We start from the raw sequence: 14,331 nt of genomic DNA on the forward strand, positions 1-14,331 counted from the left end.
TGGATTTTAAGTTGACATCTACAAAGGTTAATGTTAGAATACATTCAAAAATATATTTGAATGAGGTGTTTTATGATTCAAAATATTGTTACTTCAATAATCCTGTATTCTGGGACAGCCGTAGACTTACTTATTATCCTAATGTTATTTTTTGCCAAAAGAAAAAGCAGAAAGGACATCATTAACATCTATTTAGGACAATTTCTAGGCTCTGTTAGTCTAATATTGCTAAGTTTGCTTTTTGCATTTGTCTTAAATTATATTCCTAGTAAAGAGATTTTAGGTTTACTCGGTTTGATTCCAATTTTCCTAGGCCTCAAAGTTTTGCTTTTAGGAGATTCTGATGGAGAAGCTATTGCAAAAGATGGTTTGCAAAAAGACAATAAAAACCTGATTTTTCTAGTCGCTATGATTACTTTTGCAAGTTGTGGCGCTGACAATATTGGTGTCTTTGTCCCATATTTTACCACCTTAAATTTAGCGAATTTGATAGTGACTTTACTTACTTTTCTAGTCATGATTTATCTATTGGTTTTTTCTGCCCAAAAATTGGCACAAGTCCCTTCTGTTGGAGAAACTTTGGAAAAATATAGCAGATGGTTTATTGCCGTTGTCTATTTAGGATTGGGGATGTATATCCTGATTGAAAACAACAGCTTTGACATGCTATGGGCTGTGTTAGGCTAGGAGAAAAAATTATGAAAAAAGATAGTATCTGTCAAGTGGATGTTATAAATCAACAAAATGTTACAACCGCAACGAACTACCTTAAAAAGGAAAAAGTCCAAAAATCACTTCGCATTTTATCAAAATTTACCGATAATAAACAGATAAATATCATCTTTTATCTCCTTGCCGTCGAAGAACTCTGTGTCTGCGATATAGCCTGTTTATTAAATCTCAGTATGGCATCTGCCTCCCACCATCTTCGTAAACTAGCCAATCAAAATATCTTGGACACTAGAAGAGAGGGGAAAATTATATATTATTTTATAAAGGATGAGGAAATCAGAGATTTTTTTAATCAACTAGGATAACAACTATTTTTACTACTTTTCCATGATTATAGGGAGATTATAATCGTTGTTGTTTCAACGGTAGCAAACTGGTTTTTACATAAAGTAATTGATAAACCCAATATAGATCAGAAAGAATTACTTGAAGCTACCGCACAATATAGAAAGTTATTGATACCTGACCAAATAATTAAAGGAGTGGGATTGATTCTATACTTAATTGTCTATCCTCCGATTATGATGTATAGTGTTTTAATTGCGGCATTTTACATCATAACTTTAAAAACACTATCTGAAAAAAGAGTGAATAACTAAAAAATGGTGATCAAAGTTAGGTGTATTATTTTAATGCTTACAGACCTAAACTATTCCCCTATTTATAATCTATTGATTCATATTTTATGAAATTAATCAGTAGATATCGTTCTGAAAAGCCTTGATAATACGCTGTTTTTAGTCCAACTGAAACCCATACTTTCCAAACCAGGTCTTAAGAAAGCTCGTAAAGCGTCACAATTTAGTAAACGTTAATTCGAAAGAATTACAATACTTACAAAGAGCACCTTTCGAGGTGTTCTTTTTGTATTTTCATACTAAATTGTGGTAGTTGACGTAGTTGTTGTGGCTTTAGCCGCTTACAATTACGGCTGTCATTCGACGAAGTCAATTGCCTCAAAACGTTAATCAACACGATACTATCAACGTTTACAGACATTCAAGAGTATTCTCTTGGATGTCTTTTTTTGTTTCAAAAATACAAAGTTGACCCCGTTATTTTTTTGATTTTAAGTATCCATTTCAGCTCTATTTAGAAAAATATAAAATCAATTCTTATTCAGGATAAGAGTCTTGACCTAAATCATTTACAAAATGACAAAAATAATGATATTTTTGACTAATATCATTGTCAAAAATAAAAGGATATGTTACAATGTAATCAAGTTAAAGAAATAAGACTTTGAACGGAGAAACTATGAGGATATCGGTAATAATATCTTATATAATAACAAAGGAGGAAAAATCAGATTCTACCATTTTGGGGATATCTAAGCGAAGTGGCTGAATTTGATAGACAATCGGTAAATATGAAGCTAAAAAATCGTTTAAAAGAGCTTCGCGCTCGTGATGGTTTAAACCAAACTGAGCTTGCCAAGCTAGCAGGTATATCTAGGCAGACCATTAGTTTGCTAGAGCGTGATGAGTATACCCCCTCTATTATTATCGCCTTGAAAATCTCTCAGATATTTCATGAGCCAGTAGAGTCGGTATTTCGCTTAGAGGAGGAAGAATCATGAACAAATATAGAGTAATTTATTATCTTTGTATCATTGCCTTTATAGCAAATGTTTCGATGATGATCGGGACCTTGCTGGGATGGTTTCACATTTTAGACAGTAATTATTTTTTCTGGAGTAGCTTGATTTTTAGTTTAGTATTTGAGCGGATAGAAAAGAAAGTAAAAGAAAGAGTATAAAAGGAGTAAGATTATGAAAGAGTTTTTGGCAGATTTTCAAGTAGATACCGAACATAAAGAAATTGCAGGGGTTTGTGCCGGTATCGCCCGTTATTTCAATGTAGACCCTCTGATGATTCGTGCATTAGCCGTTTTGCTTTTTCTATCTTCGATAGAAATTAGTCTTCTCACAGTGATAAGTTATGCTTTTTTAGCTGGCTGGATGGGAAATGAATCTCTTGAAGTAGTCATCAAAAAATCAGGGTACAAGATTCTATTTTTCTATCTAGTTGCCATTCTCCTGAATAGTTTTGGTGATCAAGTTTTAACGGCGACTTTTGGATTTGGGCATGCTCTGGTTCAAGGACTGCTAGGTTTATTTTAGAAAGAAGATAGAAAATGAAAAAGAAACATTTATTACTATTGTTAGGAAGTTTATTGTTGGGTGGTTTAATCGGAATGTTTGGTGCTACCTTTACGAATCTTCATTTAAACATTTCTCAAGAGCAAGTACAGTTTATTTTGACGACCATCTTTTTCTGTCTGGGAATACTATCGACAATAGTAGCTCTCTATTTTATCATGAATAGTAGGAAAGTTTATGCTAGCTACCTAGCAGAAGAAGATGATGAATTAAACGAGCGAGCTTATATTAAGATGTATCGCTCTCTAGATTATGGGACAGTTGCTTACAATGTTTTGCAAGTTAGTATGCTTTTTAGCTTGCTTACAGTGTTGCCTAGCCACGATTTACCGATATCAGCTTTTCTCTTAGCAGTATTAACCATTCTTGTTGGAAGTTTCTGCATCAAAACAACGAGCAAAATTCGTAATTACCAACTCTCTATTTTAGCCACACCAAAAGAGGTATTAGATTATCTAGAAACCTATGACGAGGGAGAGAAACAGGCGGAAATGGTAGAGGCTTATTTAATCTTGTTCAAACTCAATCAGCTAATCTTACCGTCTGTCTATATCATCTTGTTTGCCCTATCCATTATTCTTGGTCAAGTACAGTTAGTTGCTGCCCTTATAACTGCTGTCATCCATCTCTATATCAATATTGCACAATTAAGAAAAACAAAACGTTACTTTAAATAACAGGGATTTCTATGAATCGTGTCGCAAATGTAGGTGACGATGTTGAAAGGAATGAATCAATCAAAATAAATTTCATTCCAAGATAGAGCTAAACACAAAATTCTAAAAAGTTTGTAAAGTAGCTTTAGTAAACGTTAATTCGAAAGAATTACTATACTTACAAAGAGCACCCTTCGGGGTGTTTTTTCTACACCCAAACTAAATGAAAGATAAACAAAAACCCACCCTATCTTCCACGGTCAATACGACTGTAGAAAAATAGAGTGGGTCTAGGATGTTAAAGACTATTTGTCTTCTTTATGAAAGATATTTTTAACGCCCTTGATCGCTCCTTCAACAGCTTCTTTTGCATCTTCAGCAACTTCTTTTGCTTTTGAAGCAACTTTTTCAGCAGTGCCTTCAGCTTCTGTTTTTGTATCGCCGGTTAATTTACCGAAGCCTTCTTTAACAGAGCCTTTTACTTGGTTCAATTTTTCTTCTAATGACATAGCGTCACCTCCATGAAGTTAGTCGTTTATTTCTCTGAATGCAATACTGTTGATTTAAAAAAATAAAAAATATTTGTCTCAGATTAGAATGAGTATATTCTTTTTAAAATGGAAAGTCAAATTTTTGCTACGGCTAAAAAACAGGATCGCTTTCCGGTCACGAATAATGACCGACTAATAAGTCACGATATTTCGTTTTTCCAGCAAAGATTTGAAACGAAAGAAGCAAAAACGTTTCTGTCTCCAATGAAATAAATGGTATAATGGTCGTGAATGGAGACATCGTAACGCTGTTTTTTGAAAAAGAGAAGATAAATATGAAAAGAATCCTTACAACCTACCCTGTTATCAGTACTTTAGCTCTAATCTGTTTATCGCTCGGTCTATTGACTTCCTTTTATGGGGATGCTATGTATGACCTATTGGCTTTTCATTCGAAGCCGGTCTATGGTTGGCAATATGTCAGTGGGACCCTGATGCACGGTAGTAAAGGCGCACCTATCTGGTTTTTATGGGTCCATTTGTTGTTAAATGGACTCATGATCCTTCCCTTCGGAGGACTGCTAGAAAGAAAAAGAGGCTCCAGACAAGTTTTGATCGTTTTTGTGACGGCGATAGTCCTCTCTTCCATTGTTTTTCACCTCTTAACCCAGGGGCAGGACATTCAGGCAACAGGAATCTCTGCTGTAGGATACGCCTTTGTGACCGGAGGAGTCATGCTCCTGCCAAACGTGTGGAAAGAATTTTCACGCACCGAAAAATGGTTTTATCTATTCTTAATTTTCCTATCTGGCCTCATGCTCTTACCAGCAATCACCGGATGGATCTCAACACTATTGCATCTTTCAGGGATTGTTAGTTATCTGTTGGTCTTTATCGGAAGTAAAGGCTTGAAGAGGAAAAGTAAAGGTTCCTGATATAGTAAACGCGGATAGGGTCATTCCTAACAGACACTCAAGAGAAGAATCTTGGGTGTTTTTTGTTAGGTAAAATTTCTCTGTATCCTTTTAGTCGAACCTATCATTGAATCATGGATAGTTGTATGCTATAATAATCTAAAATTGAGTGATCACTCAATTTTGCAATGGAGGTATGTATTGTATGACTGTGAAAGCTATTCAATTTCATCGGTTTGGTAATATAGATGTCTTAGAATTAGCAGAAGTAGAACCAGAACCACTAAAGGAAAATCAAGTGAGGGTCAAGGTAGCTGCCGTAGGATTAAATCCGGTGGATTATAAAATTTTTGAGGGTGTTAAACAGCTTCGGATGTTATCCCTTTTAATGAAACTAAAGCATCCTAGTAGATGGTTTGAGAAAGCTTCTTCTTTATTCCCTAGAGGCGTTGCACGTGATTTTGCTGGGACTATCATTGAAGTAGGTAAGAGTGTGACTCAGTTTTCGGTAGGAGATAGAGTCTTTGGGACGATTATAAGTGCACCTGGTCTTGGTTCAAAAAGAGGAGCATTAGCAACTGAGATTTGTGTGAAGGAGACGGAGATCGCTTCTATGCCATCTAATATTGATTTTCTGCATGGATCAGTCTTGGGGGTTAGTTCCTTAACGGTAGGAGGAGCTTTTCGAAAAATTAATATTGGAAATAAGGATACAATTGTCATTTCAGGTGCATCTGGAGGAATTGGATCGATTGCAGTACAATATGCTGTTTCAAAAGGTGTCAGAGTTATTGGAATAGCTAGTGCTGGTAATGCGGACTACCTCAGATCGATCGGTGCCATCCCGATTTCCTATCATGAATCGATCAAAGAAAAAATTCAAGAACTCTCAGGAGTAACTGTTACCAAGATGTTGGATTGTTATGGGGGAGACTATGTAAAATTAGGCTTCCAATTGGGTTTGCGAGGTGATCAAATTGCTACCCTGGTTCCATCTCCTTCTGCTATCTTGAAAGGAGCTCAATTTACAGGCCCACGGCATTCACAATATGATGACTTCCTATCACTTGCAGAGCTTGTTTCCAAAGGGGAAATTTCAGTTCGTTTGGATAAAATCTATCCATTTTCATTACCCGAAATAAAAGAAGCATACAAGGATCTTGAAAAAGGGCATACCAGAGGGAAACGTGTGATTGTGATTCAAGAGGAGTGAGGAGGAAAGGAAAATGGTTGATCTAAATCAAGCTTGTGTTCGTCATATTCAACTCATGAGATTGAGTGATAAACAAAAACGTGTTCTAATTGCCAGTTTAACCTTGTTTTCCGAAATCGGTTTTGAAAAAACTACATCGCTTGACATTGCACGCCGAGCGGAAGTATCAGAAGGGACTGTTTTTAGCTATTTTAAAACAAAAGAAGGCATACTCAATACGCTTCTCCTCTTATTTTTTGATCAGGTCATACCTGAAACAATTGAATTGTTTACTGATCAAAAAGTTCTGTGTAACGATGAAAGTGTTACAGTTTTTTTTTCGGAGTATGATCGAGGATCGACTAAATTTTCTGACCAACAATAGAGATATTATAAAAATTCTCTTTTCAAGGTGTTTAATTGATTCATCTTTGTTTGAAAAAACTGGGGACATCGTTCAGAACAATATTGTAATACCACTCAATCCTATTTTAGATAGATATAAGGCGAAAGGAGAGCTGGTTAATTGGCCTAATGAACGAATCATTCGTAATCTTATCTCCTTAATGCTATCTTATGCTGTGCCATCCATGCTAAATAGTAAAGCAATTGATGTGGGAAAAGTTTCAGATGAGATGATTGAAATTCTAGCAAATAGGATAGTCTTGTGATTCCTATTCTATACCAAGGATGTTACAGTGAGAGGATTCATCTTTGATTTTAGTTCAATAAGGATCTCAAAAAATGAAAAGAACTCTACTTCCTTGACTCTTCCTCTACCAGGCCGTATAATATTCTATATCAATGAAGAAATCACCTTTTGTCATTGTGCAAAGGGTGATTTTATAACGAAAAAAAGGAGACACAATGGGGTATATCTCTACAATCAAAACAGCTGTTCAGCTCTTCCCTTTTTTGGCTTTTTTGCTGACCTTGCCCTACATGATTTTGAATTATCGAAAATATGGTTCGGTCAATAAATTGCGGGTGCTGATTTTCTATTCTTTTATGCTTTACTTGATGACGGTCTATCTCTTGGTGATCCTGCCTCTGCCGGATCCAAGTAAGATTCATACTAGCTACTCGGAAATGGTCAATCTCCAACCTTTTGCTTTTGTAGTGGATTTTTTCAAGGAGAGCCCCTTTGATTTAGCGCAGACTGGTACTTGGATTCAAGCCCTTAAGCATCCAACTTTTTATGTGCCTGCCTTTAATGTCCTAATGTTGATTCCTTTTGGGATGTATCTACGCTATTATTTCAAGTGTGGTTTTAAGAAAACGATTCTCCTGACAGCCCTCTTTAGTTTCTTTTTGGAGTTGACCCAGTTATCAGGTCTCTATTTTCTGTATCCGGGCCCTTACCGCCTAGCAGATGTCGATGATATTATTCAAAATACCACTGGTGGTGGAGTGGGTTATCTGCTTGGTTGGTTCCTGGTATGGTTATTGCCAACAAGAGACGAAATTGACGAGCATTCTTTCCGAGTAGGGACGAAAGTATCTGGTTTCCGGATGGGTCTTGCCTTCTTGATCGACTTTGTGATGCTATCCTTGCTTTACGCGGTAATCGAGCGTATAGAGACGGTTCCTTATGTAGCAGTTTTGGCTGTTTATTTTGGTTTGATTCCCTTGTGGCGGGGCAAAACCTTGGGAATGGCTTTATTGAAATTCCGCTTGCATTTTGACAAGCAAAAATGGCTTCGCACCATCTGGCGGGGAATCCTAGTAGTAGGTTATTTCTACTTGATTCCTCAAGGGTTGTTCTATTTGATTTCGCTCTTGAATAGCGATTTGACGGACAATTCCCTCTTAACCCTGTCCATGATTTTATTGCTCTTCTTTGTGCTTTTATTGTACCTGATTCTCACTCTTGCTATCGTCTTGCTCAATCGTCGCTTTCCCTTTGACCGTCTAGCTGGAGCTGAGTATGAGAGTACGGTGCGAGTGAAGAAAGAGCTCTTAAAAGATGAAACTGAATCGTCAAAATAGAGAGAGTGGGACAGAAATCGGTAATTCGTTAGAATTCGATTTCGTCGTCTCACCTCCGCACAGTTGAGTAGGGCTGTAAAAGCTGATGAAATCAGCGTAGTAGAGCCCACTCAACCACTGCGTCTTGCTCGACAATCCAAAAACAATAAAGAGGCTAGGACTTTTGTCCCAGCCTCTTTATTTTTTTATACACGTTTAAAATATCCGAACGTTCCCAGTTGAGGAGGGCGATTTTAAGGGGAATGTGCTACAATGGAAGCAAATAGATAGAATGGAGCAGTGAAATGAAAGCAATTATTACAGTCGTTGGAAAAGACCAAAAAGGAATCGTAGCGGGTGTCGCAACGAAAGTAGCAGAATTAGGACTCAATATCGATGATATCTCTCAAACCGTATTGGATGAATACTTTACCATGATGGCGGTTGTATCGTCAGATGAGAAAAAAGATTTCACACAGCTCCGTTCAGAGTTGGAAGAATTCGGACAGTCTCTTCATGTAAAAATCAATATCCAAAGCGCAGCGATTTTTGATGCCATGCACAATTTGTAAGATAGGGGTTGAGAATTTATGGACATTAAACAGGTAACAGAAACCATTGCCATGATTGAGGAGCAGAACTTCGATGTTCGGACTATCACCATGGGGATTTCGCTTCTCGATTGTATTGATCCGGATATCGAAAAGGCAGCGGAAAAAGTCTACAAGAAGATTGTGACAAAGGCCAAGGACTTAGTGGCTGTTGGGGATGAGATCGCGGCGGAACTCGGCATTCCCATTGTGAACAAGCGGGTTTCGGTCACTCCGATTTCCATTATCGGAGCAGCAACCAATGCGACAGACTATGTACCCTTTGCCAAGGCGCTGGATCGTGCAGCGAAGGAAGTTGGGGTTAACTTTATCGGTGGCTTCTCAGCCTTGGTTCAAAAAGGCTACCAAAAAGGGGATGAAATCCTCATTAATTCCATTCCTCGCGCCCTTGCAGAGACGGATTTTGTCTGCTCTTCAGTCAATATCGGATCGACCAAGACGGGGATCAATATGACCGCTGTTCGAGACATGGGCCGCATCATTAAAGAAGCATCTCAAGCAGATCCGATGGGGCCTGGTAAGCTCGTAGTCTTTGCCAATGCGGTAGAAGATAACCCCTTTATGGCGGGAGCCTTCCATGGTGTCGGTGAAGCGGATGTCGTCATCAACGTTGGGGTTTCAGGACCTGGTGTGGTCCAACGGGCGATTGAAAAAGTCCCTGGTGCAAGCTTTGATGTCTTGGCAGAAACGGTTAAAAAGACAGCCTTCAAGATTACCCGTGTCGGCCAATTAGTGGGTCAAATGGCTAGTGAACGTCTTGGTGTGGAGTTTGGGATTGTAGACTTGTCTCTCGCGCCAACACCAGCTGTTGGGGATTCGGTTGCCCGTGTTCTTGAAGCTATGGGTCTTGAAGTGGTAGGAACCCATGGTACTACTGCAGCGCTCGCTCTGCTTAATGACCAAGTGAAAAAAGGCGGCATCATGGCTTGTAACCAAGTCGGTGGTCTGTCAGGCGCCTTCATTCCGGTCTCAGAAGATGAGGGGATGATTGCGGCGGTCCAATCGGGTCATATCAACCTAGAAAAGTTGGAAGCCATGACTGCCATTTGTTCAGTCGGTCTGGATATGATTGCTATTCCAGCTGATACTCCAGATACAACCATTGCGGCCATGATCGCCGATGAAGCAGCTATCGGGGTAATCAACCAAAAGACAACAGCGGTTCGGATCATTCCTTATGGGGAAGAGGGCGATATGTTAGAGCTCGGAGGGCTTCTTGGGTCTGCTCCGGTAATGAAGGTCAACAAGGCTTCGTCAGCTGATTTCATTTCCCGTGGTGGCCAAATTCCAGCTCCGGTTCATAGCTTTAAAAACTAAGAGAAATCTAGTATAATAGTAGAAAATAGAAAAGTCTGTGATGATGAAACTCCAGACTTTTTTCTTGCAAAAGGAGACAAGATGGCTAAAACAAGATTATTTGTGATTCGTCATGGGAGAACCATGTTTAATACCATTGGCCGTGCTCAAGGCTGGTCCGATACACCCTTGACAGCAGAAGGAGAACGAGGGATTCAAGCTCTAGGAATCGGCTTGCGTGAGTCCGGTTTGGAGTTTACTCGAGCTTATTCCAGTGATTCAGGCCGTGCCATTCAGACAATGGGGATCATTCTTGATGAATTGGGCTTGAAAGACCAGATTCCTTATCGCTTTGACAAACGGATCCGCGAGTGGTGTTTTGGTAGCTTTGATGGGGCCTACGGTGGGGAACTCTTTCACGGTGTCGTGCCGCGCGTGCTGGATGTAGAAGACTATAAGACTTTGACCTTGGAAAACTTGGCCAATGGAATTTGCCAAGTGGACACAGCAAATTGGGCTGAACCATGGGAAGTCTTGAAAAACCGAATCCTAGAAGGTTTTGAAGCCATTGCCAAAGAAGTAGAAGAAAATGGTGGAGGCAATGCCTTGGTGGTCAGCCATAGTTGGACCATTCAGACCCTGGTCTGCTTGATCGAAGGAAAACCAAATCTTAATCTGCCTCTTTCAAACGGTAGTGTTACCCTTGTAGAATACGAAGATGGAGTATTGACGGTTAAGGGGATTGGAGATAGCAGTTACCGTGAGGTCGGTGAAAGCTTGCAAGAATCCTAGTCCGTCCTGAAAGGCTGACCCTTTGGTCATAGCCTTTTCTTTTTCAAAAAACTTGTAAGAGCTTTCCTACTTTCTTTTTGCAAAAAATGATATAATGAAAGAGATACATACGGAGGTAATACAATGACAAAAACCAGATTATATATTGCTCGTCATGGAAAAACCATGTTTAATACCATTGGACGAGCACAGGGCTGGTCAGACACTCCGCTGACAGAAGCAGGAGAACGTGGAATTCGAGAATTAGGACTTGGTCTCAAGGAAGCTGGGCTTTCTTTTGAAGAGGCTGTTTCGAGTGATTCTGGACGCACCATTCAAACTATGGGAATTATTCTTCAAGAACTTGGTCTGACAGGAAAAATCCCTTATCGTTATGACAAACGGATCCGCGAGTGGTGTTTTGGTAGCTTCGACGGTGCCTATGATGGCGAGCTCTTTATGGGGGTTCTACCCCGTGTCTTTAAGGTCGATGATTTCCATCGGTTGAGTTTAATGGAGTTGGCAGAAGGGATCGTTGAAGTGGATACCACGGGTTGGGCTGAATCCTGGAGCGCCTTGAGTGGCCGAATCTTAGAAGGATTTGAAGCTATTGCAAAAGAGGTAGAAGCAGCTGGCGGTGGGAATGCGATTGTTGTCAGCCACGGCATGACCATTACGACCTTGATTTATCTCATCGATCCGAAAGCTGTCGAAGAATTGGTCTTGGACAACGGAAGTGTAACTGTTTTGGCCTATGAGGATGGCGCCTTTCAGATTGAAAAGATTGGAGACATGTCCTATCGTAAGGTTGGAGCGAAACTCTTAGAGGATGGCCATGACAAATAAGTATAGACGCGCAAGAAAAAAACGTAAGAAACGGTGGCCCTACCTATTGAGTTTCTTTCTTCTTGTGGTCCTTGGATCAGGAATTGGTGCTTACTTAGCGAAGCCGAGCTTGTTTTCAGGGCTTCAGTTTTGGAAGGCAAAAAAAACAGCTGTAACGACTCCCTCTTCTTCTAAGAAAAAGAAAGAAAAATCAGATTTACCAGCTGTTTCGACAAAAGACTGGCAGTTGATCTTGGTTAATCGTGACAATGTGAAGCCAGAGTTGAACCCACAATTGACAGATGTGGATGCTATCAAAGTGGATAGTCGGATTGTAGAGCCAACTCGTCAATTTCTAGAGGCGGCTCGAAAAATTGCCCCAGAAGAAACCTTGATATCGGGTTATCGAAGCGTGGCGGAACAAACAGAGCTCTATAATGAGCGTGTTGCGCAATTAGAGGCCAGTGGTCTTTCGCACGAAGAAGCTGAAAAGCAGGTACAGACCCAGGTACAGGTTCCTGGTGCTAGTGAACACCAGACGGGGCTTGCGATCGATATGAGTGTCGAAGCTGGTCAAAGTGATGAGTTGGGCTTGCAGCTGGCTGCCATCGCACCGCAATATGGCTTTGTCCTTCGCTACCCAGATGGGAAGAGCAACATCACAGGTGTGAATTTTGAAAATTGGCATTTCCGTTATGTTGGCGTAGAAAATGCCCAGTATATGGCCAACCATCAGCTAGTATTGGAAGAATATATTCAACTATTGAAAAAGGCTGGAAAATAGGAGGAGATTCACTTTTTCTAGGTCTTCAGAATGATTTTTAGCACTCTTGAAAAAAGAGTGCTAATTTTTTGGATTTTTCTCTTGACTTTCTTTTGGATGGGTGTATAATAGAATCATGGTTTAGCACTTTGGTGTTTAGAGTGCTAAAAAATGAAAGAGAGGTGAGGTCATGGTTACAGAACGTCAAAATGAGATTCTCAATCTTGTTGTCGATATCTTTACCAAGACCCACGAACCAGTCGGTTCAAAAGCGCTACAAGATGTGATTCAATCCAGTAGTGCGACTATTCGAAACGACATGGCTGCCCTCGAAAAACAAGGCTTACTAGAAAAGGCCCACACTTCGAGTGGCCGAATGCCTAGCCGAGCTGGTTTTCAATATTTTGTTCAGAACTCGCTGGATCTAGAGCTGATTGATGAACAAGATGTTTACCAGGTGGTGAAAGCCTTTGATTTCGAAGCCTTTAAGTTAGATGATATCTTGGATGCTACGGCCAAGTTACTAGCCCAGATGACGGGTTATACCGCAGTGATTCAGGATGTTGAACCGACACGTCAGCGCTTGACTGGTTTTGAGATTGTTCCATTATCCAACCACGATGCTTTGGCAGTTCTGACCTTGGATGAATCAAAGCCTGTCACCGTCCAGTTTGCCATTCCAAAGAATTTCTTAACCAGTGACTTGGAAATCTTCCATCAGCTGATTCAAGAGCGTTTCATTGGAAATACAGTCTTGGATATTCACTACCGCCTGCGGACAGAGATTCCACAGATTGTACAGCGCTATTTCAAGACGACAGACAATGTGCTGGATCTCTTTGATTACGTCTTCTCGCAACTGTTTCAAGAACTGGTTTTTGTAGAAGGAAAGATTTCATCCTTAACCTACGCCGATCTTCAGACCTATCAGTTCTTAGATAATCCCCAACATGTAGCTCTCGAGTTGCGAGGGGGAATGCCAGAAGACCAAATGACCCAGATCCTGGTTGCAGAATCCCAAGAGAAGGCCTTGAAAAATGTGACGGTCATTAGTCACAGGTTCCTGGTTCCTTATCGTGGGATGGCCCTCATGCATGTGATCGGTCCTGTAGAGATGGATTACAGGCGTGTGATTAGTCTGGTCAACGTTATCGGCCGAGTACTGGTCATGAAGTTGACGGATTACTACCGTTACCTCAACAGCAACCATTATGAAGTAAATTAAGATCAAATGAAAGGGGTGTATGCCTTGACAGAAGATATCAAAAAAGAAGACGTGAAAGAAGAGGAAGTTGCCCAAACAACTGAAGAAGTTGTAGAGGAGTCCAACCAACCTTCTGAGTTAGAAGAAGCACATGCGCGTGCCGAAGAATTTGAAAATAAATACCTTCGTGCTCATGCAGAAATGCAAAACATTCAGCGCCGTGCCAATGAAGAACGTCAACAATTACAAAAATACCGTAGCCAAGATTTGGCAAAAGCGATCTTACCATCACTGGACAACCTCGAACGTGCCCTTGCCGTAGAAGGATTGACAGATGATGTGAAGAAGGGCTTGGAAATGGTCCAAGAAAGTTTGGTACATGCTCTGAAAGAAGAAGGAATTGAAGAAATTCCAGCGGACGGAGCCTTTGACCATAACTACCACATGGCCATCCAAACCTTACCTGCAGATGATGAACATCCAGCAGATACCATCGCACAAGTCTTCCAAAAAGGCTACAAACTCCATGACCGCATCCTACGCCCAGCCATGGTAGTAGTATATAACTAGGCTACCTTGTCCGAAACGACACTAAACTATGAAAGAAAGATTAACATTGGTTTGGCTTTGCCAATAGTGAGCGAAGCGAACCAAAGGCGATACTCTTCGCCGTGGCGGTATCTTCGCAAACTTTGAGACCTTAGGCTCAAAGTTTAGTCAAAGAGATTGACGAAGTCAAGCTCTGAC

18 protein-coding genes and 1 pseudogene are annotated in these 14,331 nt (G+C 40.3%); 18 read left to right on the plus strand and 1 reads right to left on the minus strand.

Annotation, left to right across the window (positions count from 1 at the left end):
- Positions 1-72 precede the first annotated feature (72 nt).
- The 7 genes and pseudogenes from PCY11_RS06200 (at position 73) to PCY11_RS06225 (ending at position 3,570) form a co-directional block, all read left to right on the plus strand.
- Positions 73-687 carry a CadD family cadmium resistance transporter gene (locus PCY11_RS06200; RefSeq protein WP_301362582.1) on the plus strand — a complete coding sequence of 205 codons (615 nt, stop codon included), beginning with the start codon at positions 73-75 and terminating at the stop codon, positions 685-687.
- 11 nt (positions 688-698) lie between these two features.
- On the plus strand, positions 699-1,037 hold the full coding sequence (gene cadX / locus PCY11_RS06205; protein ID WP_301362583.1) for a Cd(II)/Zn(II)-sensing metalloregulatory transcriptional regulator CadX: 339 nt from the start codon (positions 699-701) through the stop codon (positions 1,035-1,037).
- Between the two features lie 42 nt (positions 1,038-1,079).
- Positions 1,080-1,331 (plus strand): annotated as a pseudogene (locus PCY11_RS10985) (hypothetical protein); the annotation flags it as partial.
- Positions 1,332-2,101: 770 nt separating this feature from the next.
- Complete coding sequence (locus PCY11_RS06210) at positions 2,102-2,311, plus strand: helix-turn-helix transcriptional regulator (RefSeq protein WP_031576108.1); 210 nt, start codon at positions 2,102-2,104, stop codon at positions 2,309-2,311.
- On the plus strand, positions 2,308-2,490 hold the full coding sequence (locus tag PCY11_RS06215) for a hypothetical protein (protein WP_061591346.1): 183 nt from the start codon (positions 2,308-2,310) through the stop codon (positions 2,488-2,490). The genes PCY11_RS06210 and PCY11_RS06215 overlap by 4 nt, the downstream gene beginning before the upstream one ends.
- A gap of 13 nt (positions 2,491-2,503) precedes the next feature.
- Positions 2,504-2,854 (plus strand): PspC domain-containing protein, encoded by a 351-nt coding sequence (locus tag PCY11_RS06220; RefSeq protein ID WP_049499704.1) that lies wholly within the window; start codon positions 2,504-2,506, stop codon positions 2,852-2,854.
- Between the two features lie 14 nt (positions 2,855-2,868).
- Positions 2,869-3,570 (plus strand): DUF3169 family protein, encoded by a 702-nt coding sequence (locus tag PCY11_RS06225; protein ID WP_125826504.1) that lies wholly within the window; start codon positions 2,869-2,871, stop codon positions 3,568-3,570.
- Between the two features lie 284 nt (positions 3,571-3,854).
- Here the strand turns inward: PCY11_RS06225 and PCY11_RS06230 are convergent, their stop codons facing one another.
- A complete protein-coding gene (locus tag PCY11_RS06230) occupies positions 3,855-4,058 on the minus strand; it encodes a CsbD family protein (RefSeq protein ID WP_023919356.1) in 204 nt (67 codons plus the stop codon).
- 317 nt (positions 4,059-4,375) lie between these two features.
- On the opposite strand from PCY11_RS06230, the gene PCY11_RS06235 reads away from it, so the two are divergent.
- The 11 genes from PCY11_RS06235 (at position 4,376) to grpE (ending at position 14,154) form a co-directional block, all read left to right on the plus strand.
- A complete protein-coding gene (locus PCY11_RS06235) occupies positions 4,376-4,975 on the plus strand; it encodes a rhomboid family intramembrane serine protease (RefSeq protein WP_301362584.1) in 600 nt (199 codons plus the stop codon).
- 184 nt (positions 4,976-5,159) lie between these two features.
- On the plus strand, positions 5,160-6,167 hold the full coding sequence (locus tag PCY11_RS06240; RefSeq protein ID WP_301362585.1) for an NADP-dependent oxidoreductase: 1,008 nt from the start codon (positions 5,160-5,162) through the stop codon (positions 6,165-6,167).
- A 13-nt stretch (positions 6,168-6,180) separates the two neighbouring features.
- Positions 6,181-6,531, plus strand: a complete 351-nt coding sequence (locus tag PCY11_RS06245) for a TetR/AcrR family transcriptional regulator (protein WP_256318011.1) — start codon at positions 6,181-6,183, stop codon at positions 6,529-6,531.
- Between the two features lie 482 nt (positions 6,532-7,013).
- Positions 7,014-8,135 carry a VanZ family protein gene (locus PCY11_RS06250; RefSeq protein ID WP_049523601.1) on the plus strand — a complete coding sequence of 374 codons (1,122 nt, stop codon included), beginning with the start codon at positions 7,014-7,016 and terminating at the stop codon, positions 8,133-8,135.
- A 284-nt stretch (positions 8,136-8,419) separates the two neighbouring features.
- The gene (locus PCY11_RS06255; protein WP_003004214.1) at positions 8,420-8,686 is read left to right on the plus strand and encodes an ACT domain-containing protein; all 267 of its coding nucleotides are present in this window, start codon (positions 8,420-8,422) and stop codon (positions 8,684-8,686) included.
- An 18-nt stretch (positions 8,687-8,704) separates the two neighbouring features.
- A complete protein-coding gene (locus tag PCY11_RS06260; RefSeq protein ID WP_070845759.1) occupies positions 8,705-10,042 on the plus strand; it encodes a PFL family protein in 1,338 nt (445 codons plus the stop codon).
- Between the two features lie 81 nt (positions 10,043-10,123).
- Complete coding sequence (locus PCY11_RS06265; RefSeq protein WP_024056386.1) at positions 10,124-10,813, plus strand: histidine phosphatase family protein; 690 nt, start codon at positions 10,124-10,126, stop codon at positions 10,811-10,813.
- Positions 10,814-10,936: 123 nt separating this feature from the next.
- On the plus strand, positions 10,937-11,638 hold the full coding sequence (locus tag PCY11_RS06270; protein ID WP_024056387.1) for a histidine phosphatase family protein: 702 nt from the start codon (positions 10,937-10,939) through the stop codon (positions 11,636-11,638).
- Positions 11,622-12,401: a M15 family metallopeptidase gene (locus tag PCY11_RS06275; RefSeq protein WP_301362586.1), complete on the plus strand. Its 780-nt coding sequence runs from the start codon at positions 11,622-11,624 to the stop codon at positions 12,399-12,401. Before PCY11_RS06270 ends, PCY11_RS06275 begins: the two co-directional genes overlap by 17 nt.
- A 169-nt stretch (positions 12,402-12,570) precedes the next feature.
- Entirely contained in the window at positions 12,571-13,605 is a 1,035-nt protein-coding gene (gene hrcA / locus PCY11_RS06280; RefSeq protein ID WP_024056389.1) for a heat-inducible transcriptional repressor HrcA, read from the plus strand.
- Positions 13,606-13,629: 24 nt separating this feature from the next.
- Positions 13,630-14,154, plus strand: coding sequence for a nucleotide exchange factor GrpE (grpE, locus tag PCY11_RS06285; protein WP_301362588.1), 525 nt, complete (start codon positions 13,630-13,632; stop codon positions 14,152-14,154).
- Positions 14,155-14,331 lie beyond the last annotated feature (177 nt).

Source organism: Streptococcus sp. SP8 (assembly GCF_030440045.1).
In the GTDB taxonomy this organism is placed as follows: Bacteria; Bacillota; Bacilli; order Lactobacillales; family Streptococcaceae; genus Streptococcus; species Streptococcus parasanguinis_I.